23 protein-coding genes are annotated in these 23,037 nt (G+C 36.6%); 7 read left to right on the top strand and 16 right to left on the bottom strand.

The window, feature by feature from the left end:
- The first annotated feature begins 221 nt into the window (after positions 1 to 221).
- Together ACE1OF_RS10105 and ACE1OF_RS10110 are read left to right on the top strand one after the other, a co-directional pair.
- Positions 222 to 662, top strand: coding sequence for a CopD family copper resistance protein (locus tag ACE1OF_RS10105; RefSeq protein WP_448894238.1), 441 nt, complete (start codon positions 222 to 224; stop codon positions 660 to 662).
- Between the two features lie 15 nt (positions 663 to 677).
- Entirely contained in the window at positions 678 to 2,804 is a 2,127-nt protein-coding gene (locus ACE1OF_RS10110; protein WP_448894239.1) for a TonB-dependent receptor family protein, read from the top strand.
- Between the two features lie 92 nt (positions 2,805 to 2,896).
- Here the strand turns inward: ACE1OF_RS10110 and ACE1OF_RS10115 are convergent, their stop codons facing one another.
- From ACE1OF_RS10115 to metB, 4 genes are all read right to left on the bottom strand, one after another.
- Entirely contained in the window at positions 2,897 to 4,264 is a 1,368-nt protein-coding gene (locus ACE1OF_RS10115) for a hypothetical protein (RefSeq protein WP_448894240.1), read from the bottom strand.
- Between the two features lie 166 nt (positions 4,265 to 4,430).
- Complete coding sequence (gene metF / locus ACE1OF_RS10120) at positions 4,431 to 5,321, bottom strand: methylenetetrahydrofolate reductase (RefSeq protein WP_448894241.1); 891 nt, start codon at positions 5,319 to 5,321, stop codon at positions 4,431 to 4,433.
- Positions 5,321 to 7,759 carry a bifunctional aspartate kinase/homoserine dehydrogenase II gene (gene metL / locus ACE1OF_RS10125; RefSeq protein ID WP_448894242.1) on the bottom strand — a complete coding sequence of 813 codons (2,439 nt, stop codon included), beginning with the start codon at positions 7,757 to 7,759 and terminating at the stop codon, positions 5,321 to 5,323. The genes metF and metL overlap by 1 nt, the downstream gene beginning before the upstream one ends.
- A gap of 48 nt (positions 7,760 to 7,807) precedes the next feature.
- Complete coding sequence (gene metB / locus ACE1OF_RS10130) at positions 7,808 to 8,977, bottom strand: cystathionine gamma-synthase (RefSeq protein WP_448894243.1); 1,170 nt, start codon at positions 8,975 to 8,977, stop codon at positions 7,808 to 7,810.
- A gap of 254 nt (positions 8,978 to 9,231) precedes the next feature.
- On the opposite strand from metB, the gene metJ reads away from it, so the two are divergent.
- Positions 9,232 to 9,561, top strand: a complete 330-nt coding sequence (gene metJ, locus ACE1OF_RS10135) for a met regulon transcriptional regulator MetJ (RefSeq protein WP_448894244.1) — start codon at positions 9,232 to 9,234, stop codon at positions 9,559 to 9,561.
- An 86-nt stretch (positions 9,562 to 9,647) separates the two neighbouring features.
- Here the strand turns inward: metJ and hemE are convergent, their stop codons facing one another.
- Entirely contained in the window at positions 9,648 to 10,715 is a 1,068-nt protein-coding gene (hemE, locus tag ACE1OF_RS10140; RefSeq protein ID WP_448894245.1) for a uroporphyrinogen decarboxylase, read from the bottom strand.
- Between the two features lie 631 nt (positions 10,716 to 11,346).
- Here hemE and ACE1OF_RS10145 point away from each other — a divergent pair.
- A complete protein-coding gene (locus ACE1OF_RS10145; protein WP_448894246.1) occupies positions 11,347 to 11,823 on the top strand; it encodes an acyl-CoA thioesterase in 477 nt (158 codons plus the stop codon).
- Between the two features lie 12 nt (positions 11,824 to 11,835).
- The gene (locus ACE1OF_RS10150; RefSeq protein WP_448894247.1) at positions 11,836 to 12,732 is read left to right on the top strand and encodes a S1/P1 nuclease; all 897 of its coding nucleotides are present in this window, start codon (positions 11,836 to 11,838) and stop codon (positions 12,730 to 12,732) included.
- A 71-nt stretch (positions 12,733 to 12,803) separates the two neighbouring features.
- Here ACE1OF_RS10150 and ACE1OF_RS10155 read toward each other — a convergent pair whose 3' ends face one another.
- From ACE1OF_RS10155 to ACE1OF_RS10175, 5 genes are all read right to left on the bottom strand, one after another.
- Positions 12,804 to 13,271, bottom strand: a complete 468-nt coding sequence (locus tag ACE1OF_RS10155) for an OsmC family protein (protein ID WP_448894248.1) — start codon at positions 13,269 to 13,271, stop codon at positions 12,804 to 12,806.
- A gap of 571 nt (positions 13,272 to 13,842) precedes the next feature.
- Positions 13,843 to 14,580: a hypothetical protein gene (locus ACE1OF_RS10160; RefSeq protein WP_448894249.1), complete on the bottom strand. Its 738-nt coding sequence runs from the start codon at positions 14,578 to 14,580 to the stop codon at positions 13,843 to 13,845.
- A gap of 392 nt (positions 14,581 to 14,972) precedes the next feature.
- Positions 14,973 to 15,131 (bottom strand): hypothetical protein, encoded by a 159-nt coding sequence (locus ACE1OF_RS10165; RefSeq protein ID WP_448894250.1) that lies wholly within the window; start codon positions 15,129 to 15,131, stop codon positions 14,973 to 14,975.
- A 91-nt stretch (positions 15,132 to 15,222) separates the two neighbouring features.
- Entirely contained in the window at positions 15,223 to 16,470 is a 1,248-nt protein-coding gene (locus tag ACE1OF_RS10170; protein WP_448894251.1) for a glycosyltransferase, read from the bottom strand.
- A gap of 200 nt (positions 16,471 to 16,670) precedes the next feature.
- Complete coding sequence (locus tag ACE1OF_RS10175; RefSeq protein WP_448894252.1) at positions 16,671 to 17,441, bottom strand: FKBP-type peptidyl-prolyl cis-trans isomerase; 771 nt, start codon at positions 17,439 to 17,441, stop codon at positions 16,671 to 16,673.
- Between the two features lie 175 nt (positions 17,442 to 17,616).
- Here ACE1OF_RS10175 and ACE1OF_RS10180 point away from each other — a divergent pair, with 175 nt between their 5' ends.
- Together ACE1OF_RS10180 and ACE1OF_RS10185 are read left to right on the top strand one after the other, a co-directional pair.
- Positions 17,617 to 18,639 (top strand): WD40 repeat domain-containing protein, encoded by a 1,023-nt coding sequence (locus tag ACE1OF_RS10180; RefSeq protein ID WP_448894254.1) that lies wholly within the window; start codon positions 17,617 to 17,619, stop codon positions 18,637 to 18,639.
- A 20-nt stretch (positions 18,640 to 18,659) separates the two neighbouring features.
- Positions 18,660 to 18,902: a SlyX family protein gene (locus ACE1OF_RS10185; protein WP_448894255.1), complete on the top strand. Its 243-nt coding sequence runs from the start codon at positions 18,660 to 18,662 to the stop codon at positions 18,900 to 18,902.
- 29 nt (positions 18,903 to 18,931) lie between these two features.
- Here the strand turns inward: ACE1OF_RS10185 and ACE1OF_RS10190 are convergent, their stop codons facing one another.
- From ACE1OF_RS10190 to ACE1OF_RS10215, 6 genes are all read right to left on the bottom strand, one after another.
- Positions 18,932 to 20,149: a beta-ketoacyl-[acyl-carrier-protein] synthase family protein gene (locus tag ACE1OF_RS10190; RefSeq protein WP_448894256.1), complete on the bottom strand. Its 1,218-nt coding sequence runs from the start codon at positions 20,147 to 20,149 to the stop codon at positions 18,932 to 18,934.
- The gene (locus ACE1OF_RS10195; RefSeq protein WP_448894258.1) at positions 20,142 to 20,408 is read right to left on the bottom strand and encodes a phosphopantetheine-binding protein; all 267 of its coding nucleotides are present in this window, start codon (positions 20,406 to 20,408) and stop codon (positions 20,142 to 20,144) included. Before ACE1OF_RS10195 ends, ACE1OF_RS10190 begins: the two co-directional genes overlap by 8 nt.
- On the bottom strand, positions 20,395 to 21,981 hold the full coding sequence (lnt, locus tag ACE1OF_RS10200) for an apolipoprotein N-acyltransferase (protein ID WP_448894259.1): 1,587 nt from the start codon (positions 21,979 to 21,981) through the stop codon (positions 20,395 to 20,397). The genes ACE1OF_RS10195 and lnt overlap by 14 nt, the downstream gene beginning before the upstream one ends.
- 29 nt (positions 21,982 to 22,010) lie before the next feature.
- Positions 22,011 to 22,199 carry a hypothetical protein gene (locus tag ACE1OF_RS10205; protein ID WP_448894260.1) on the bottom strand — a complete coding sequence of 63 codons (189 nt, stop codon included), beginning with the start codon at positions 22,197 to 22,199 and terminating at the stop codon, positions 22,011 to 22,013.
- Positions 22,196 to 22,744: an archaeosortase/exosortase family protein gene (locus ACE1OF_RS10210; protein WP_448894261.1), complete on the bottom strand. Its 549-nt coding sequence runs from the start codon at positions 22,742 to 22,744 to the stop codon at positions 22,196 to 22,198. Before ACE1OF_RS10210 ends, ACE1OF_RS10205 begins: the two co-directional genes overlap by 4 nt.
- An 87-nt stretch (positions 22,745 to 22,831) precedes the next feature.
- The gene (locus tag ACE1OF_RS10215; protein ID WP_448894262.1) at positions 22,832 to 23,035 is read right to left on the bottom strand and encodes a YheV family putative zinc ribbon protein; all 204 of its coding nucleotides are present in this window, start codon (positions 23,033 to 23,035) and stop codon (positions 22,832 to 22,834) included.
- Positions 23,036 to 23,037 lie beyond the last annotated feature (2 nt).

The raw sequence follows: 23,037 nt of genomic DNA on the forward strand, positions 1-23,037 counted from the left end.
ACTTAATCAAGGTGTGGGTTTTTTTTCGAACACAGGAAAAGACTGTTTTTTTTGTGGTTCCCTGGAGAAACCATGTGTTGTTGGGTGGGCGGCCGTTTTTTTTTGAAAAAAAAAAAAAGCGGGCCTCCACCAAACTCACTGTGCACAACACTACAAACATTGCCGAAAGAGAGCACTTTCTTAATCAATTTTATTCACTTAACAAATAAGGTATACCGTCCATGTCCTATCCTATTTTAATTACAATCCATATCTTTGCAGCAATTGCTTTTATTGGTGTCGTTTTTTTTGAAGTTATTTTTTTAGAGTCTATTCGAAAAAAAATACCCGCTGATACCATGTTATTACTTCAAGAAGGTATAACTTCACGTGCCCGACAAATCATGCCATTTGTTCTAGCTTTCCTATTTCTTTCAGGTTTAGCAATGGCATACAGTCATTTTCCACATTTTGAAAATATGTTGTCTTCTTCATTTGGTATTTTGCTTTGCATAAAAATGGTACTGGCTTTTAGCGTATTGGGGCATTTTTTTACTGCTATGTACCTATCTCGCACAGGAAAAATGAGCTGCAGTCGCTTTAAATTCATTCATTTAAGTGTTTTTTCTCATCAAATACTCATTGTGTTGTTGGCAAAAAATATGTTTTACATTTCTTGGTAACTCAAAGGAAAAATTATGTTTATTAAACCCTCATATTTAACACTCTGTCTAACGGCAGCCCTACTTAGTAATACGTTATTCGCTGATGAAATAGATAAAAATAACAAAACAAAAAATGCTGATGAGCACATTGAAGTTTGGGCTCAAAAAGCCCAGCGTGCTTTTCCAACTCGTGATGAAGCAAGTGCTGAGCTGAAAAAAATAGCTGGCGCGACCAATTTAATTGATATTGCCAAATTACCTGCACGACAAGCAACATTGCAAGATGCGCTTGGCTTTGAGCCAGGCATTATTATGCAAAGCTTTTTCGGCGGCAATGATCAACCTAGATTAAATATTCGAGGTTCTGGCTTACAGGGAAATCCTGTAAATCGCGGGGTAGCGCTGTTAAATGATGGCATGCCACTGAACCAAGCAGATGGCAGTTTTATTATTGGCTTTTTAGATCCAAAACCTGCTGAAATAATAACCGTTTATCGTGGCGCTAATGGCTTGAGATATGGGGCAACTACACTAGGTGGCGCTCTCAATATGATCAGCAAAAATGGAGCTACAGCCGACTCTAGTCTTCGTTTAGAATATGGTAGCGATAATAGAATAGGGGCTAGCGCACAATTGGCTGGTGATAGTAAAGCGTATGATTATTACCTGAATATTGGCACTGACAGCGCAGATGGGTACCGCAACTTTAGTGAATCTGATCGTAAAAGTTTGTCAGGTAATGTTGGTTTCAATATAACAGATGCAATCAGTAATCGAACGTTTATTCAATTGAGTGACAGTTATTTTCAAATTCCCTTTGTGGTACCCAAAGCACGCGCATTAGAAAACCCCCAGCTAGTTATGGGTGATGGAAATACCCCACAAGATAGTTTATTAAATGTTTATAATCGCAAACCTCATCGTGATTCTCAACTTAATCGTATCGCAAATAAAACACGAATAAGTCATGAAAACAGTATGCATGAAGTGAATATTGTTTACCAAGAGGTCGATGACGTTTTTACTGATCCTCTTCTCCACAGTGCTACAGAAAGCAAAGATTTAGGTTTTGAATACGCTTTTTCTACTCAAGGAAGTTACATTAGTGAAAGTGATGATTTTTTTATCTCTATTAGCGCCAACACAAGTGATATGAGCCGCGCCTATATAGCTAATAGTCCTATAGATGGTAGTAGATTACATACATTTGGCGATCTCGATTTTGATGCTAACAATGTGATATTAGCAGCTCAATGGCAAGCGCAACTGGCAGATAATTGGCAACTAATTTCTGGCGCTCAAATTGTCAATTCAACCCGAAATATCAGCGACAGAACAGGCAATGGTTATGATCAAGACCAAAGCTATGACAACATTAATCCTAAACTTGGGGTAATTTATCAGTTATCTGATACTATTCGTTTTTTTGCAAATGTTAGTAAAACCAGTGAAGCTCCAACCTATTGGGAGCTTGTTTCAGCTAGTGTTAGCCCTGCAAATGCAGAAATATCAGCAATTAAAATCAATAACTTAGACTCCCAAGACTCTACTACTATCGAAATTGGCAGTAGCGGAACAATTAATAAAACACAATGGAGTTTAGCCTTATACCGCAGTAATGTTGATAATGAACTCATTTCTATTGTTAACGACTTTGCTGTCAATGGTCAAACTAGCAATTACCAAGAAGGTACTGTGCATCAAGGGCTTGAGTTAGAAATAATACAAGGCATTGGCACTGACATACTGGCACAAGGAGATAATTTATCAAGCAAACTTGTGTACAATTATAGTGATTTTTATTTTGATGGCGGCGAATATAACAACAACCAAATTGCAGGAATTCCAGAGCATATGGCGCAATTTGAATTACGTTACCAAATGGGAGATTTTTATATTGCGCCAAGCGTTAAGTGGCAGATTGATGATACACCTATCGACCATGCTAATAATCAGTTTCAAGATTCATATACCTTGCTATCATTGCAAATGGCATATCAAGTAAATAAGCAATTAAAAATATACTTTGATGGGCAAAATCTAACTGATGAGACTTACCAAACATCGTATGTTATTCGTGGGTTTTCTGCTGAACAACAGCCTAGTTTTTTACCTGGTTTTGGTACGACAGCTTCAATAGGTATTAATTATAGTTTCTAATGTTGATTTAATACTCTGATACCATTTAATAAAGCAAAATGGGAGGTTCTCTTTCCTCCCATCTTAAATAATCGAACTTGAGATATGAAATATCAGTCGCTTCTATTCCATAACTTTTGATGTGCTTTCACAGAAAAGAACTCATTGGCGTGCCAACATCTTGGCAATAAATCAAGCTGTTGTCTTTCTTGGTAATTTGAGGCTAACAATTCAAGAATTTCATTAAGACGTTCTTTACTTAACTTAGCTATTTTCTTTGCCATATGAGGAAAATATAAATTATTTTGTTTCTTTACTTCAATATTATGACCATAACCAATGAAAGTTAGTTTACGTGTCGCAATTCTACATAAAGGCTGCTCAGGGTTGTGAGGATAAAGCCTATTAACAATAGCGTACTCATAACAATCTGCAAGCTGACCAACTTCATCTTCTGGCATATAGATAACACCGTAACCTTGAGGGAACATGCCAGTAATTTGATAGAGTACATCAACCACTTTTTGCGAGCATGCGCCTAATTCAGCATTTTTATTTAATACCTGAAATACTTTAGGTAACACTTTATAATTATAGCTATCTTTAGTCGATAAAATAATAGACACATAAATTTGAGGAACCTTTAACAAGTTACCAACCCCTTGTTTCGCATTAAAGCTACTTTTTATTAATACTTTTACAAATCGATGCTTTAGTTGCTCGTCTACTATGAAACGAGTTCGATCAGCTTTAGAGTTTCCGTTATAACTGGGAATGCCAATACCGTTTGAGATGTAATCAAGTGTGTGTTTATGATTAATTTGTAATAATTTTTTTCTATCTTCTATTGGTAAAGTTCTATGTGGGTCTAGGTTACCATCAGCGCCACGTAAAATCGTTTGTGCTTGAGCATGATTATGCCCAATATCTTGCAATAAGGCAGCCATAACAAGTGGAATTTTAACAAGCTCAGTAAAACGAAGACGAGCATCCGTATCAAGTTCCATAAACGACTTTCCTTCAAGTTCTGTTAATACTTTCAGAATATAGGGTTCATTTATTCCATTTGTTAACAATAATCTATCAAGTAATCGTAAACTTAATATTGCTTTATATAATGCTTTACATTGCTCGTTATTTTCGGCAACTTTCTTACCTTCGGTAGGGCTAAGCAATTGAATAGTACCAAGCAACTGAGCAGATTTCCGATTACTTTCTTCAAAGGTATCCCCTTCAGCCAATTCAATTATTTCATTGCAAACAGCAAGTAGATGATTGTAACGTTCTTTTTGTTGTAACTTATTTAAGGTTTCACTTTCAGGGGTTATCTTAGCATCTGAGGCAACAAACTCATGATGTTCATAATACTTAATCGCATTATCAAGTACTGAATCGTTATGTACACTCCGCCCATAGATTTTTGAAACTAAAACCTGAGTTTGACGAGTATAGTGGGTTTGATGCTTATGCGCTTTAGCCATTTATTTGCGAATTATTTATTTAAAGAAATAAATACCATAATGCTAGAAAAAATAGAACTAATCAAGATGAACAATAGAATAGCAATAGTTAATGAATATTAATTTTTCAAAGGCATTTCCTTATGCCTTCTATCTTTTAGTTTGTATTATAAACAATATTTATGACTTATTTTTGTGGACGTATACCTAAAGTGTGACATAACGCATAAGTTAATTCTGCTCTATTTAATGTATAAAAATGGAAGTTTTTAACCCCTTCTCGGTTAAGTACTTTAACTTGTTCCATAGCAATATTTGCTCCAACCATGCGACGTGTCATTTCATCATCTTCCAAGCCCTCATACATTTTAGGCATCCAACTAGGTACATGAACATTGGTTAAACCAGCAAAACGCTCCAGCATTTTATAGTTAGTTACCGGTAAAATTCCTGGAATAATTTCAACATCTATACCAACAGTTACACAGCGGTCTCTAAATCGTAAATAAGATTCAATATCAAAGAAAAATTGGCTGATGGCACGATTAGCGCCCGCATCAATTTTACGTTTCAAGTTAAGTAAATCAAACTGTGGGTTAGGCGCTTCAGGGTGCCCTTCTGGGTAAGCAGCTACCGAAATATCAAAGTCTGCCACGTCACGTAATAGTTCAACCAAATCTGAAGCATACATAGAAGGTTTTTCATCACTATTAGGCAGATCGCCCCGTAATGCAACAATATGGCGTACACCACTTGCCCAATAATCTTTGGCTATTTGTACTAACTCTTCGCGGTTTGCATCAATACACGTTAAATGTGGCGCAGCAAGTAAAGCAGTATCTTGTTGAATACGCTTAATTATGTCATGTGTTCTATCGCGGGTTCCAGAGCCTGCACCATAGGTTACCGAGACAAAGTTAGGCTTTAACGGCGCTAAGCGCTCTATTGAATTCCACAGTGTTGTTTCCATTTCTGGCGTGTTAGGTGGAAAAAATTCAAATGATACCTGCACGTCTTTGCTGATTTCACTTAGACTTCGATTTAATGCTTCCACTTGTCTTGCATGGCTGTAACTCATTAGTTTATCCCCTTTATTTTAACTTGGTTGTGCTTGTGAGCTAATTGCTGACAAATGTTCACTAGATCTGAATGTAGCCCGCCCGCAGTAACATCTCGTCCTGCGCCAGGACCACGTATAATTAATGGGTTTTCTTGATACCAATAGCTGCTAATTTGAAAAATATTGTCACAAGGTGTCAAATTGGCAAATGCATCACCATTTGGCAATACTTCTAAACTAACCTTAGCTTGAATCTTGCCTAAGTTATTAACATTTAAGCGCGCAACATAACGTATACAACATGCTTGTCTGTTGGCACTTGCTAAAGCTGTGGCAAAGTAATCATCTAATTCATTGGCTCTTGCCAAAAATTCATCTTTACTCACGTTCTGCAATGGCTCGGGCACTAAATTAATGCACTCAATATCGTCCAACGATAATTCAAAGCCTGCCATGCGCGCTAAAATAAGTAATTTACGTTGTACATCACGACCCGATAAATCTTCACGTGGATCTGGTTCGGTAATACCTTGTTTTAGGGCACTTAAGAGTAACGTAGAAAAAGCAACTGAACCGTCATATGTTTCAAATAGCCAAGATAATGTTCCTGAAAAAATTCCTGCAATCGCAGTAATGGTATCACCACTATTATTAAGATCAGCTATGGCATAATTTATCGGTAAACCTGCACCAACAGTCGTATTACCCAACCACAAACTCTGATGTTTGTCCGCGGTATTTACTAACTGATTGTAATATTCAGTTGTGGACGATGCGGCCCACTTATTGGCACCAATAACATGAATTCCTTGTTTGAAAAAGTCTTGATAAAGTAAGCTAAACTCTTCACTTGGCGTAATATCAACAACAATTAAATCATCATAAGGATGGTTACTTAACCACGACAACAATTGCTCATAATCATACGGTTGGGCATCTTGTTTAAATAATGTTAACGCCTGATTGACATCAATACCGTCATTATTAATCAAGGCTTTTTTCGATGAAAGCAAACCCACCAAATATATATTTTCTAAGGCATAAATACGATTTAATTGCGCGGGTAATAATTCAATAAAGCGTTCGCCAATATTACCTAACCCAGCAATTACCAAGCCAATATGACGCGAGTCTTTAACAATATCATGGTGCACATTATTCAATAACTCAGTGCTACATGGCTCGGATAAAAGAGCAATAACACTGTGATTATTGTTACTGTTTACTATACACAATGGCTGCGCACTTTTTAATGAACGTTTAAAACGAGCCTTAACATCACCCCGCTGTGCAACGTTATAACCAACAGCAGCAATAATGGCAATAGGTTTAAAAGTTACCTCTACATCATGACTAGCTAGCCATTGACTCAGATCCTTTTGCTGTGATTGATTTATAACAACAAAGCCTTGTTCAATATCAGCACAAATAGGAAAAAACTCGTTCAAAACTCGGTCCGCTTTATCTCCAAGAAAACTAGCTGATTGCGCTAATATAAGATCATTCAAATACGTAACTGACAGTTCTTGTTTGGCAATATGGCCAAATTTACCAATTTCAGTACCCGATACTTTCGCATCAAAGCTACTCGCTACATGCAAATGACAATGATGAGACAAGCTTTCGTTAACTAATGGGGTTAATGTTTTTGAATGTAACACAGGGTTACCAAGTCGACCCAATTCTTTAGCTACACCATTAGGTAAGCGATGTAGTTTTCTCGCATTAGGAACAACACGAGGGTCTGCGCTATAGATCCCATCAACGTCTGTCCACAAGGTAACATTAAAAGCGCCCACTAATGACGCCATAATGGTAGCAGAATAATCACTACCATTGCGGCCCAAAGTACAGGTTTTTCCTCGAGAATCTTGACTTATATAACCAGTAATTACCGCTAATTTTCCAAACTGTAAATGTGTTTTAAGCTGGGCACTACTTAACGCATGATCAACTGTGCAAGATTGTTCGTTATCAATCACCAAAAAATCGCGAGCGTCAATGGCGTTACTGGGGCAAATTTTTTCGTTAAGTAAAGCTGAGAGTAACCGAGCTGACCATAGCTCACCAAACGCTAAAATATCATTTCTGTGTTGAACAAAATCACTAGATAACCATTGCGTTAACTGAACGATGTCTTTTAATAACAGCTGTGTTAATTGCTTTGCGTTATTTTTGTTTAATATTTCACTAATTAGGGTTGATTGCTGCGCCTGTAATTCAGCTAAAGACTCGTTAAAATCTCCCTCTTCCGCGAGATTAAGCAGCGTAAATAAATAATCCGTGGTTTTGCCATTAGCAGAAACAACAACAATATCATTTAACTGACAATTTTGACGAATTATCTCCAAAACACGTTCAATACATTGTGCATTAGCTAACGAGCTACCGCCAAACTTATGAACATTGATAGCATGCTTTTCTAATTTATTTTTTGGTGTCTGTAATTCTGTCATTTTTTATTCTATAAAATAGTAGTAGTGGTAGCTTAGCTAAAAATAAACCTAGCAAATTTGACTTTGTTCTAAGCCGTAAGCTAAATCTGCTAAAATGTCATTAATGTCTTCAATACCTACGGAAACTCTTATTAATGACTCGCTGATGCCCGCTTCAAGTCGCGCACTTTCTTCCATACCCGCATGAGTCATAGTTGATGGGTGACAAATTAAACTTTCTACACCACCGAGAGACTGCGCCAAGGTAAATAGTGTTAAATTAGCAAATAGCTTTTTCACTGATTCAACACCACCTTTAATATCAAAGCTTAACATAGCACCAAAACCTGCTTGTTGTTTTTTGGCAATATCATGGTCAGGGTGTTCTTTTAGACCCGGGTAATATAACGCGTCAATTGCCGGATGATCTTTTAAAAACTCAGCCACTTGTGCTGCATTTTGTTGATGTTGTTTAATGCGCACAGGTAAAGTTTTCAAACCACGTAAAGCTAAGAAACTATCAAAAGCACTGCCTGTAATACCAATGCAATTTGCCCACCACGCTAATTCTTCACCTAATGACTGCTCTTTGGCTACTAAAACACCCCCAACAATATCGCTGTGACCATTAATGTATTTAGTGGTGGAATGAAAAACTATATCTGCGCCTAAAGTTAATGGCTGCTGTATAGCTGGAGATAAAAAGGTATTATCAACAGCCACTAACGCGCCAACATCATGGCAAAGTTTCGTTACTTCTTCTATATCTACCAAACGTAATAAAGGATTACTTGGGCTTTCTAATAAGACTAACTTAGGTTTTTTTGCTAATGCTTTTGTTAACGCATCTTGATCATTTTGATCAACTATAACGAGTTTAAATTGATCACGCTTTGCTAAGTGAGTGAATAGGCGGAAACTCCCACCGTAACAATCATGTGGAATAACAACTAAATCATCAGCTGATAACAGCTGACAAAGCAGCAATACTGACGACATTCCCGTGCTAGTAACCACACCAACACTTCCTTGTTCTAAATCAGCAATAGCTTGGCCAAATAATGCGCGTGTTGGATTACCTGTACGAGAATAATCAAACTCTCGTTTGTCATTAAATCCTTTCAATGAGAAAGTGCTAGATAAATGTATAGGAGCAACAACAGCACCATGATGCGTATCAGTATTAATACCAGCGCGCACTGCCGATGTGGTAATATTAGTGATCTTAGCAGTTGACATTTTTATTCCTTTTTCTCATTAACAAACGTATTAAATTTATTTGGATGTTTGGACGTCTATAACTCTAAACACTTTAGCTATTTAGGTCAAGATTTTTTAGACATCTAAACTTCTACTTGACTGATTTTCTGCAACCAGTAGAATTGCATTATAAAGAATTAAAAATTATATGCTGGTCAATTTATTTTCATAATCAAAAAGTAATCGTCAGTAATGAAATCAATTTAAACAACAATAGTAACAGAGGAATTTACATGGCTCAGTGGAATGACGAATATATTAATCCCTATGCCGAGCATGGTAAGAAAAGTGAGCAAGTAAAAAAAATTACAGTCTCAATTCCTTTACGTGTATTGAAAGTATTAACCGATGAACGTACTAGACGCCAAGTAAATAATTTACGCCATGCAACTAATAGTGAATTGTTGTGCGAAGCCTTTTTACATGCATTTACTGGCCAACCTTTACCTGATGATGAGGATTTGGCTAAAGATAATGATGAAAAATTACCTGCTAGTGTCCGCCGCATATTAGAAGAAAAAGGTATTACTGATTTTAGTGCCTATGATATAGACGAAGACTAACAACAAATAGTGAATATATAAAAAGTAGCAAGTGTACATTAACTCGCTACTTTTTTACGCGTAAATTATACTAATTCTAGTAAATTTTATTTGTGGTATGGTTTACTTAAGCGATGTACAGACTCAATAAAATGCCCTGCATGTTCAGGATTCACATCAGGATGAATACCATGACCTAAGTTGAATACGTGCCCTGTACCACCGTGACCAAAACCTGCCAATATTTTTTCCACTTCTTGTTCAATTCGCGGTAATGGTGCATATAACATAGAAGGGTCCATATTACCTTGTAATGCCACTTTATCACCAACGCGGGCTTTGGCATTATCAATATCAATAGTCCAATCAAGCCCAACCGCATCACAACCAGTTGCAGCAATATCTTCTAACCACATACCACCATTTTTAGTAAACAATGTAACAGGTACCTGTCTACCATCATTATGCCTTGTTAAGCCATCAACAATTTTGTGCATATATTGTAGAGAAAATTCTTTATAATCACGTGGTGATAATACGCCACCCCAAGTATCAAAAACCATCACCGATTGTGCGCCAGCAGCAATTTGTGCATTTAAATATGAAATAACTGAATCAGCTAATTTATCAAGTAATAAATGTAGAGTTTGTGGCTCTGCAAACATCATTTTTTTTACTTTTGTAAAACTTTTTGAGCTACCGCCTTCAACCATATAGGTTGCAAGCGTCCAAGGACTACCAGAAAAACCAATTAATGGTACACTGCCATTAAGCTCTTTTTTAATAGTACGAACTGCGTTCATAACATATTGTAATTCAACTTCAGGGTCAGGCATGCCAATTTTATCTACATCAGCTTTACAGGTAATAGGTCGTTCAAATTTCGGCCCCTCCCCTGTTTCAAAATATAAACCTAACCCCATCGCATCAGGAATCGTTAATATATCGCTAAATAAAATGGCTGCATCAAGCGGAAAACGACGTAGTGGCTGAATAGTCACTTCACAGGCTAGGTCAGCATCACGACATACTGACATAAAGTCACCTGCATCTTTACGTACTGCACGATATTCAGGTAAATAGCGGCCAGCTTGTCTCATCATCCAAACTGGGGTGTAATCTACTGGCTGTTTTAACAACGCACGTAAATAGTTATCATTTTTTAATTCGGTCACCAATAAATCCTCTCGTTCACTCATCGTCTACTTGTGCTCATTTTCAATTACTAACATAACAAGCAGTTTATGGCGCATATTCTAACACTGGCAGTATTATGAATCCATGCGCCAAATCAATTCCTTTATATTCATGATAAAGACCCTAACATAAAAAAAAGATTTCTATTTTGTTACATTTTGTTTGATATTGTCAATTTATGTAACAATCAGTTACTTAGCTAGAATTAAAGTTAAAATAAACCAACTACGAAGAAAATCGTCGAGTTTATACTCTATTAAAGTTGTTGCAGTGGTGAAATTGCTTTGCTATAAAATACCTGCGAAACAAAGAAGCACTGATTAATAATAAAAATACTTCTGCATATAAATAATAAGAATCTTGATTAACAAGACCATAAAGCGAGCATTTCAGGCCTTTCTCTTTGAGAAAGGCTTTTTTATTTTCAATAACAAAAAATAATCAGCAAAGATCAACTGACCCTATATAAACAAGACAAGAATCGCTCAGCTCTACGTCTGTTATTTCCCCCTGACTGAGAAATAACATAATGGGCTTAGTAGAAATATTTGCTAATCATCAATTAACCATATAAATTCCCTTTAATATAACACTTCAAGAGAACTTACAATGAATACCCCACAACGTGACATAACTTTACGATTTTTAGCTGAACCACAAGATGTTAATTTTGGCGGCAAAGTTCACGGAGGTGCCGTAATGAAGTGGATAGACTTAGCCGCTTATGCCTGTGCCGCAGGTTGGAGTGGTCGTTATTGTGTAACCGCCTATGCAGGTGGCATTCGTTTTGTTGCACCTATTCATGTTGGTAGCTTAGTAGAAGTAGAGGCGAAGGTGATCTACACGGGAAGCTCATCAATGCATATTGCCTTAGAGGTTAATGCATGTGATCCTAAATCATTAAACCGTCGAATAACGACTCACTGTATAGTAATAATGGTGGCAGTGGATCAAAACGGTCAACCTGAGCGTATTCCTAAATGGGTTCCTGAAACAGAAGAAGACAAAAGACAACATGATAGTGCTTTAAAATTAATGGAAATGCGCAAACAAATTGGCGAAGAAATGCAAATTTTTGTTGAATAAAAGGAGTTATTAATGATGGTGAAATACATAGCTATTACTGTATTTTTTATTATTGTTTCCGTGTGCAAGCCAAGTTATGCCATGGGTAAACTAGGCCATCAAATAGTTTGTCAATTAGCCTTTGAACACCTATCAAGCGTGAATCAAGATAAAATCACGCATCTACTTAATGCTATTCCTGCACAACACCAACATTTAATTAATCATTTTAATTATAAAAAAAAGGATAAACCAATAACATTCGATAATGCTTGTACTTGGGCTGATGCAATTAAACGTATAGAAGAATACAGGCCCTACAGCGCATGGCATTATTTAAATGTGCCGCGTTCAAACACACATATTAGTGTGAATGAGTGTAGCAACAACTGTTTACCTCAAGCGATATTAACGCATCAAAAACGCTTGGTAAAACCAGAAAAAGCTGAGTCAAACAGAGAGAGGGAATGGCAAAAAATACAATCATTACTGTTTTTAGGTCATTGGCTCGGTGACATCCACCAACCTTTGCACATTAGCTTTGCTGATGACAAGGGAGGCAATAAAATTAAATTTTCGCATTACGATACGAAATGTGGCAATTTACATTGGTATTGGGATGAATGTATTTTTTATAAAGAAAAAAATAGCAAAAGAAAATGGTTAGAATTGCTACGTTCAAAATGGAAGCAGTCCTCTCAACCAAGTTGGCAAGCTAAACAAGTGTGGCAATGGGCTAATGAATCATTCCAAATAACAACACAACCTAGCTTCAACTATTGTCAGTTAACCAGTGAGAATCGTTGTGAAAAACCTAAAGGTAATATTAAATTGCCCAAACATTATTTAGATGAATTTCAACCGATAATGGAGCAAAGACTATTACAAGCCGCACAACGGTTAACCAAAGTATTAGAAGCATCTTTATAGCTTCCAAATGTCCCGTGCACATTCGAGTTGGCCGACACTTAATATGTCGGCTACACCCCTCAATCAAGTTTTTAGAGAATAATCTCTGTAATTATTTGAGTTTTCACTGAATTAGCAATGAAACATTGTTCATGCGATTGATGGTGCATTTTTTCTAGCTGTTCCAATGTCGGTTTTTTATCACCCGCAAATTGCACATGTGGTTTAAGGGTCACTTTAGTCATGGATATTTTACCGTTATCATCTTTTTCCATTATACCTACCGCATCATCAACATAGGCATCAACCACATACCTTCTTTTGGCTGCAATCGACAAAAAGAATAGCATGTGACAACTAGATAAAGAGGCAACGAAAGCTTCTTCTGGATCTACATTTGCTTCAACAGAATAAGGTAAAGGAACAACGTGCGGTGAAGACGAAGCTTGCACCGTTACACCACCATCGAAAATCCACTGATGACCACGGCTATACTTATTATCGACATAATTTTCATTAGCGCCTCTAGCCCAATTAATTTTGGCAAAATACTCTGACATTTTAACTCCTTGCTACAAATCATTGAAAGAATAACGGGGCATAATAACAGAAACGCTTTTTAGCCCTTATAAGCAAAGTTACTTACAAATCATACACTTTATAAAAAACGCCGCAAGGTGCAATAATGTAACCTGAACAATCTCATTTTTAATATGAAATTAACAATTTTGAAATACTTAGTTGCCAAAATGCTCGTGAATGTGAATTATTTATAAATATTAATTATAATTATGCTGCTAAAAAAGGTAATAAAACCCAATAACTGTATAATATTGCTAGCAATAAATAATCTTTGGACTTCTTTAGGCACTTTATCTTTTTGTTTTAATCTATCACAGCGCTTTGCATGCCAGTGAAACTGAAATATTAGCGCATAGCGTGAAATCCCCAAACCTGCCGAAAATATATTCGATGAAAAGGAATAGTGGCTATCATCAATAATATTCTCGACCATGGCTAGCCATTTGTTTTTTATAAAAATCAAAAGTAATACACTAACAATAAGCAAACATATTCCTGCGCAAAACAAGAAGAGTGATATTTGAATTGTCAAATTTAAATTGCTCAGTATCAACGCATCATACTCTTTGATTTATAAATCTCTTCACCTAAATATTCCCCTCCAGAACCACCATATTTACCACCGACAAAACCAGTACCAGCACCTACGATTAAAGAGCACCAAAAAAGACTGCTTCCTGCACTTGGTGCACTAAATACAATACTACAACCAGCATAAGCAAGTAAGCCTCCAAAAGATCCACCACCAATACTACCCGCAGCTTTACCTGTTTCAGTATACTTAGCCTTATTACACGTAGCAGTATCACTAACAGTACAAGCTTTTTGAATGTTAGCGACAGCATCACCCCCTGTGAGCGCGATACCTAAATGACCTACACGTTTTAGGTTACGCGACATTTCTGCTACCGCTGCATAGTTTTTGTGAAAATTGGGGATGGTAGTGATATTACTGCCTTGCTTGCTCCATTGATGAATGATACTTTTACTGCTTAAGCCTAAATTACTACGAATATCACCAGATACAAGTTTTCCACCTAGAGCGGGTTGTGAAAAACGACTTAGCGCAGCATCTAATCGGGTAAATTGAATTTTACGTTGAGTAAAAAAGTTTCGATTATGCAAATTACCCGTTGATTTGTAACTAGCAACATAAGTGCGTTCTATCTCTTTCAAAATAGATTTAACTTGCGCTGTATGCGCTTTCCACGCCGTATTACTTACGCCTAACAGCAAGCCATTGTAACTCGCGATATTTGAGAAAAACTCATATCTATTTACAAGCAATTGCTTTTCTGAATTACTCAGTTTTAACAGGGTTAAGTCTACTGCTTTAGCAACTTTTAAAAACTCAGCTTCCTCAATGGTACATTGTTGCGCATCCGCAGGAGACAGTAAAACAACTTGCCCTACTTATACCAATTTGATTAAATTTCTTCCCAACTCAGAGCTTCATTAGCGAGCTTAGAACAAGGAAAATTGATTAAACATAGTTATTCTATATTTCTTCAATTTTGCGATGTTATCAGTTTGCTAATGAGCTCCCAAAGGGCGAGTTTAAAAGGCTTATATGCGGCGTTATTGATTTTGACAAGGGAACAACCATTCTCTTCAATCAATGCCTTGCCTCTAAGCCTTTTAATTCTCGCTGAGTGGGAAAGAACTTAATCAACTTGGTATTACACAATGCCATTTTTAATATGGGAATTAACCATTTTAAAATGTTTGTATGTGTTTTCAGAGGGTGAGTTGTACATTATCATGATGAGTTGGTCTACAGGCATCTGCTTCTCAACTATATGTATTGCTTTATTTTGTGTACTAGGTAGTGCTTCCATGTATTAATCCTTTAAATTCCGTTGCGTTCTTTCTGATTCGATTTGCTATCTACTCAACAAATTGCCTAATTATTCTACCAAAAAAACAATATTAAGAAAGTTTATTCTTTGCCTCTATCCATTGTGACATGTATTTAGTGCTTTTATGGTGATGGTGATTGAGCATACTGCCAATAAAGTTGCTTTGTCTGTGTGCTGCTAAATTTGTTAGCACGTGCGTTAAGCGAGTTGAAAATGAAGTAACATGCTGATGTTGTTCAAATAACAATTGTGCATTTTGCTGACCTAGTTCGCTGGCATATTGCCAAGCATCAGCATTTTGATAAAGTTTAACGGCTGCATTGGCAATGCTTTCGGCATCATTAGCGACCTCGCCAGCCCAAGGCAATGGTGTTTGCATGCCTTCAATACCGATATTAGTGGTGACCGACGGCGTTGAGCACAGCATAGCATCAGCTAACTTTCCTTTTATACCCGCACCAAAACGTAACGGCGCTAAACAAACCCGTGCTGACTGCATAGCATTGAATGCATCGTCAACCCAACCTTTGACGATAAATCCAGACTTTTCATCATGTAAATCAGTTGCTTTAGGTGGAGGATAGGCACCGCAAATGTAAATTTCAGCTTTTGGCAATTGCTTGCGAATAAGAGGCCAAATGTGTTGTTTCAACCATAACACTGAATCCCAGTTGGGCGGGTGACGAAAATTACCAATAGAAATAAAACCCTGTCGTTGCTCATAACTCAGATTGGTTTGTTCAAGTTGTTGTTGATTAAAAACAAAAGGAAAATAATGCAACAAACTTATATCCACCTTGAATAAATCAATTAATAATTCAACTTCTTTAGGAGAAATCATTAAGGTGATGTCTGATCTAAAAATAGCGGCAACTTCTCGTTTAGCTAAGTCAGAACTAAGTAGGTCAGACTTAAGTAGATCCGCTTCTGTCATCTCAGCATTTTTTTTATAAGCATCATGCCTTGCATGGCGCAAACAAAATAAATCCTCTGTATCTAAAATCCTTAAGGCTTCTGGACATTGTTCACTTACACGCCAACCAAACTGTTCTTCCATCATAAAACGATCGAACATCACTACATCAGGCTTTAACTCACTGATGAATTCATCAAAACTTGAACAATTAAGGCTTATATCGACACTATTAACATTGAGCTCAGCTAAGTCAACCATATGCTCTGTTCGCTGCGCTGGGCTAGCAAAAGTTACTTGATAACTCTGTTGTTGAAAAAATGCAATAAGCTGCAACATACGACTACCGGCCGCAGAAGAGTTAGGCTCCGGCCAAACATAACCGATAATAAGAAGTGTTTTCATATAAATGCAAAATGAAATAAAAGCGATTATACACGCTCTTACCTTTCATGGCACAGAGATATAGCCTATGTATACAATGAGTGAATGTGGAGCATAAAAAAGCCATTGTGATGATATCATCGCAATGGCGTTTTCAATTCTTTAAAAATTCTAAGCTATTTACATGTCGCTCAGTTTACACTGAAGAAAATAAATATCGTTTATTTTTCAGCTTCGCCACCTACTTGTGGTGCTGGTTCACTTTTTTGAATTTCTAGTAATTCAATTTCAAATTCTAACACTGAATTACCAGGAATACGTGGTGGGTTACCATTTGGTCCGTAGGCTAAATCAGAAGGAATAGTGAATTTGTATTTTGAACCTACTGACATTAATTGTACGCCTTCAGTCCAACCACTAATTACACGGTTTAAAGGGAATACAGCTGGTTCGCCACGATCGTATGAACTGTCAAACGTTTCACCATTTAAAAAAGTCCCTTTATAATGCACTTTTACGGTATCTGTAGCCGCTGGTTTATCACCTTCAGCTGCGGTAAGCACAACATATTGAATACCTGATTCAGTAACCTTTACGCCTTCTTTTTTAGCGTTTTCTTCTAAGAACTTTTGACCTTCAGCTAAACTAGCTTCTGATTCTTTTAGCGCTAGTTCTTGTTGTTTGGCTTTCATCGTCTCATCAAGACTCATCATCAATGCTTTGATTTCTTCTTTTTCAATCACTGACTTGTCATTAATACTATCAACAAAGCCGCGTACAATTAATTCTTTATCTAACATCAAACCTAGCTTGTCATGCTCTTCTAAGTTACGTTGCATGTACATGCCAATTGACGCACCTAAACCATACGCTTGTTTTTGAATTTGTTCTTCTAATACTGGTGCTTTCTCTTCTTCTTTTTTAGCGCCTTCTTGACAACCAGTAACAGCTAATAATGCAACAGCAACTAAAGTGGGTTTAAAAAATTTCATTCATTTCTCCGTAAAAAATCACAATTGGAGAATCCCCCAATCCATCTATTATGTTTGTTTTTGCTTTCTGTTGAACCTTCTGCTTATTAATAAGCAAGTAAATCAAAGATAAAGTTAAACAATTTAAAAAAACGTCTTATACTAACGATAAATGCGCCAATAAAAAAGTATTAATATGTTGCTTAATTTTTCAAAGACTAAAAAACACTGTTTAACTGCTATAATCTTACCAGCAGCAAGCTTGTTAGCAATATTATTTTTACAAGCTTGTACCCCTTCAGCAGGCAAGCCACTGCAACGTTATCAACATGCAATAGAAGGCAGTTATGCTGCTGATATTTCTAATGATGGTAAATGGAGTGTTAGCTCATCGATAAACCACGGTATTAGTGCCTGGAATTTAGATAAAAATGCACTGGTTTATCGATGGTCTCAACAGCAAGAAAGCAGTGATAATTTAGTACTCGCCATTGATATAAGCAATAACAACAGCCATGCATTGACGGCAAGTAGAGAAAACTTTGCGTTATGGAATATAAAAACTGGGCACTCTGAAGGTTATTGGAAAGTACGAGAGTCTAACATTCGTGACATTGCCATAAGTAACAATGGTGATTACTTACTTATCGGCAAAGGCAATGGTACTGTACTTCATGTTACTGTAGATACAGGAAGACGTTTAGAGTTTTTAGGGCACAAAGAAAAAATTAACACCGTTGATATGATGCCTAACGGCAGAGTCGCTATGTCAGGCGGTAATGACTTTATTGCGTATGTTTGGGATACAAAATCTGGACAAGTGATCTATCAATTTAACCACTCTTCAAGGGTATCTAAAGTGGCTTTAGACCCACTTGGTCGTTTTGCTTTTTCTGCAGACAGCATGAAATCAGCACATATTTGGGATTTAAAAACAGGTAAGCTAATCACTACTCTTAAAGGAACTAAACGCCATGAGGTATTTAGTTCTGTTCGCTTTTCTCCTGACGGAAAAACGCTAGTCACTGGTGCAGCCAGTAGTAAGGTAAGTATTTGGAATATTGCCACAGGCGAACGCACCGCTAGCTGGCATGTTACAGCAAAAGAAGCCAAAATACCTACAGGCGCAGTTGTGTATAGCGTCGCTTTTAGCGATAATAACACCCTGTTAACTGAAAGCTCTTCTGGTTATACTGAGCTTTGGCAACTTCCTAACTAGGCTGAACTAAAACAAATTAAATGACATCAATAATACCAACAGACAACAATATTCAAGTACTTGAAGAACGCATTAATATGCTTGAGTCACGAAACCTATTTCAAGATGATGTTATTGAACAACTCAGTGAAGAATTAGCAGTGCACCAAACGCAAATTGCGGAATTAAAAGCGCAAATTCAATTGGTGGCTAATCGTTTAAAGGACGCAGGTAGTTTATCATCAGGAAAAGATGACGTTGAACCACCACCACCACATTATTAATATACCAACATTGCTACGCCAACTTTCAACTACATGGCTTCAAAAATTAAAGACACATTCAACCCGCCAAAGGCAAATGAATTACTTAAAATCCGTTTAATTTTAGCTTGAACGGGTTGATTTGAAACCAAGTTGATTGGGCACAATGGATCACGTTGAGTAAAGTTAGCTGTAGGTGGAATTGTTTGATTTTGTATCGCGAGAATTGAAGCAATTACTTCAACAACGGCTCCAGCACCTAACATATGCCCATGAATAGACTTAGTTGATGAAACGAGTGGGGCGTTAACTGCCCCTGCAAAAACCGTATTAATAGCTAGGCTTTCGGTTTTATCATTTTGTATTGTTCCTGAACCATGGGCATTTACATAGTCAATATCCGAACTGGTTAACTTAGCGTCATCCAAAGCAGCTTTCATTGCTTGCTCGGCACCTTCAGATAATGGCTGTACTGCATTATGGGCGTCAGAACTCATACCTATACCTGAAAGTTTAGCGTATATTTTTGCCCCTCTTTCTCGCGCGTGTGTTTCCCGCTCTAAAATCAATGTCCCTGCACCTTCACCTATAACTAAACCACTTCTGTCTAAAGAAAAAGGTCGGCATGTATCCGTTGATAATACTCTAAGACCATCCCATGCCATGAAGTTACCTTTTGTAATGCACGCTTCAGCACCTCCAACTATCGCTACATCAATTAAATTACTGCGTAACATCAGCGCCGCCATGGCAATAGCATGCCCAGAAGAAGAACAGGCAGACGAAGTAGAAAAGGCAGGCCCTTTAATGCCAAACTTCATTGATATTTGGCTTGTGGCTGCACTTGGTAATAGTTTAGGCACGGTAAATGGATGAGTTCGAGTTTTTCCTTGTTCAAATAGTTGTGCGTAAGCAGTTTCAATTGTTTGTTGACCACCAATACTAGAGCCATGCACAACACTAATGCGTTGTGGATTTAGCGTTGTGAAATCAAGCTCTGCATCGATAATCGCTTCTTGTGCTGAAATCAGAGCAAATTGTGCAAAACGATCGAGTAATTTTAGCTCATTCTTCGAAAAATGATGTTCGCTGATATAATCTTTAACTTCAGCAGCAATATAATTAGTATTTTCATCGGCCTTGAATAAGCTAATTTCGCGTATCGTGTCATTCGACAGGGTAGAAAAAATATTTTTTTTAAATTCAGATGCATTATTGCCCGCAGCGGAAATACAGCCCATACCTGTCACAACAATGGGTTCAATCATAGTGTAACTCACTTTCAACAAGTGCAGTAACAATAGCTAAAACCCCCACAAAACTATTGCAATCAAATCCTTCTTTTTCCAAATCAACTTCATTTGGAATTTTAATGTCAAAGGCTTCTTCAATATCAAAAATTATCTCAACCACAGATAATGAGTCAATATTAAGCTCAGCAAAACTACTTGCTTGATAGAATTCAGTCGGCGGTACATCTGTATACTCTGCTATAATTTCTTCTATTTTTTCTTTAATTGTTAACATTTAATTTCCTGCTGAAGCATACAATCATTAGCGCTAGAGACATAAATAAGTATTTGATCAAATTGGGGTATTGTGAATAAAAACTTGTTATTGGCTGAATATCTATTTTATTAACAGAATAGCCAAGAATATTATCGTTGATTTTAGATGAGTCAAGCAAGCGACCATAGGGAGTTATAATTCCACTTACTCCTGTATTAGTCGTTCTTACTAAATACTTTCTGTATTCTATTGTTCTAAAAAGTGACAGTGCATAGTGTGTTTCTTTACCCGCGATATCACCAAACCAGTCATCGTTAGAGCTGTTAATTAGTATTTCTCCACCTTTTTCAACACCGTTACCTACAATATCTGTGAATACCGCTTCGTAGCATATTAGTGGGATAACCTTAATATCATTATCTTTATTTTTTAGTGTTAATAACGTGGTTTGACTACCAGGTTTATAATTAGGTGCATAAGGAAATAAATCTTTTAACCAAGGCATACTTTTTTGAAAAGGAATATATTCACCAAACGGTAATAACACTTGCTTACTATATTCTTGAACTAGGCGTTTTTCCGTGATTAATTCCATAGTGTTAAAATAACCGGCCTCTTTATTGGTAACACCTTCAAAGCTGTTATTAGCTGGCTTTATGGTAGTTAAAAGCAAGACTTTGCTTGGTAAATGTTTCTCAAAATACAGTTTATCTTCAGGGTAATATTGATAAGAAATAGGAACGGGGACTTCGGGAAAAACAACAAGGTCAATACGCTGATTTTGTTCTATTTCATCTAATACAGGTGTTAGTATTGTTTGCTGAGTTTTCCAGTCGTTACGTGTTCTATGTTTAATATCAATATTCGGCTGAAGCATAGCAATGTGAATTGTTTTTCTCTGATTGTCATCAATCGCAACTGATTGCGCCATTCGATATTGACCATAGCCAATATTAGCAAAAAATAGAGTTACCGCTAACAAAAAACAACCTTTCGATTGATGCTTATTGATTTTAATTAATGTTATCGCATTTGCTAAAAGAAAATTCACACAATGAATAATAAAAAAAACTAATGGCACACCACCCAAATCAGCAAATTGAATAAACAAAGGTTTTTGGTATAAAGCATGAGTCAAATTTCCTGGCAAAATATGCGGTATATAATTCACCAGTACCGTAAAAATAACAGCAGAGCTTATCGCTCCCATGACTGAATATCCCAGTTTAAGGCGAACATGAAGCCAGCAAGCAACAGCATAAGGAAGTGCAGACAAAAAGCAAAAAATAAAAACAAGGGGAATAACAAGATTCGTAGGAGTTGACGTGATTTCAGAAATACCACTAACTGCCCACCAAATACTGCACATCCAACCTAGTGTGGCAGCTAATAAACCTAAAAAAAATGCATTTCTACCAGAGTTATTGTTCAACGCGATAACAACAGGCACCAAAGCAAACCATGTTAAATGACCAAACCCACCACTTGGAAAAGCAAAATAAAATAATGCAACTGTGGTGATAACCATTAGCAGGTCAAAGAATTGTTTTTTGTTATTCTCAGAAAGAGCGACTTGGGTTGGGGTTAACACTGCTGTTTTTTATCCAGAAAATAAATTTGTTATTTTCTTTTACGGTAGAGGTAAACAACAAAAACAATAATAGCAACCTGTAAACTAAAACTCAGTGAGGGCACACTTGAGCCAGTTGTAGTGCCACCTCCGCCACCTCCGCCGCCGCCAGCAGCAAATACATCCAATGAAAAAAGCATCAATATTATGACTGCAACAAACCATTTAATAATCATCATATAAAACGACTTCCTTTAAACATCTTATCTAGACCTATTATAACAATTAATGCCGTAGCAAAATTTATTGCTTGCCAGATATATAAGTGAAACATATCAAAAGCATTGTTTTGATTTTTTACTACATAAAGTAAATGCGCAATCCTAACAATATTCTCACATTGTAAAATTAATATTGCGATAAGCATCATTTTTACTTTATCTTGCCATGTATGTTCAAACGCAATAATAGCGGAACAAACACTAGCAACAAGCATTAACCCTGTACAACTATTATCGACAATCAAAAAACGATTAGAATCTTGATGAATTAATAAATTTCCATCAATCACAATGGTGGAATCTATCATACTATAGAAATACCCTACAGTATTAGTAATGCCACTTTGAATTATGGCAGAGAAGTTAGCTTGTAAAACATAAACAACTAACTGCAAGATAACAACTGTAAATATAAACTTTGTGAAAAAATTCAGTGTTATCGATTTTTTTATGTATTGACTATTTACTAACATTAAGCCTATATCTAATGGATAGATCTTCATAAAACAGTATCATTTTTCAATACTAAATCCTATGGATAATTTAAAACAAGATTACGATAACTCATTGTAGCTGCTATTATTTTATCGTTATTGTTTAAATACCCCAATCACTTGTTCATGTTGTCTCACAACCTCATCAACTTGCGGTTCGCTTTGGGTCATTTGTTCACCGCAACTAACACATGTAGCTTTTTCAACACCATCTTCTTTCGTTAACGCCATCGTGTCTTGCTCATTACATTTTGGACAAATAGCCCCTGCAATGAATCGTTTTTTCTGCATTTTTGTCATTC

Source organism: Colwellia sp. E150_009, from assembly GCF_053543955.1.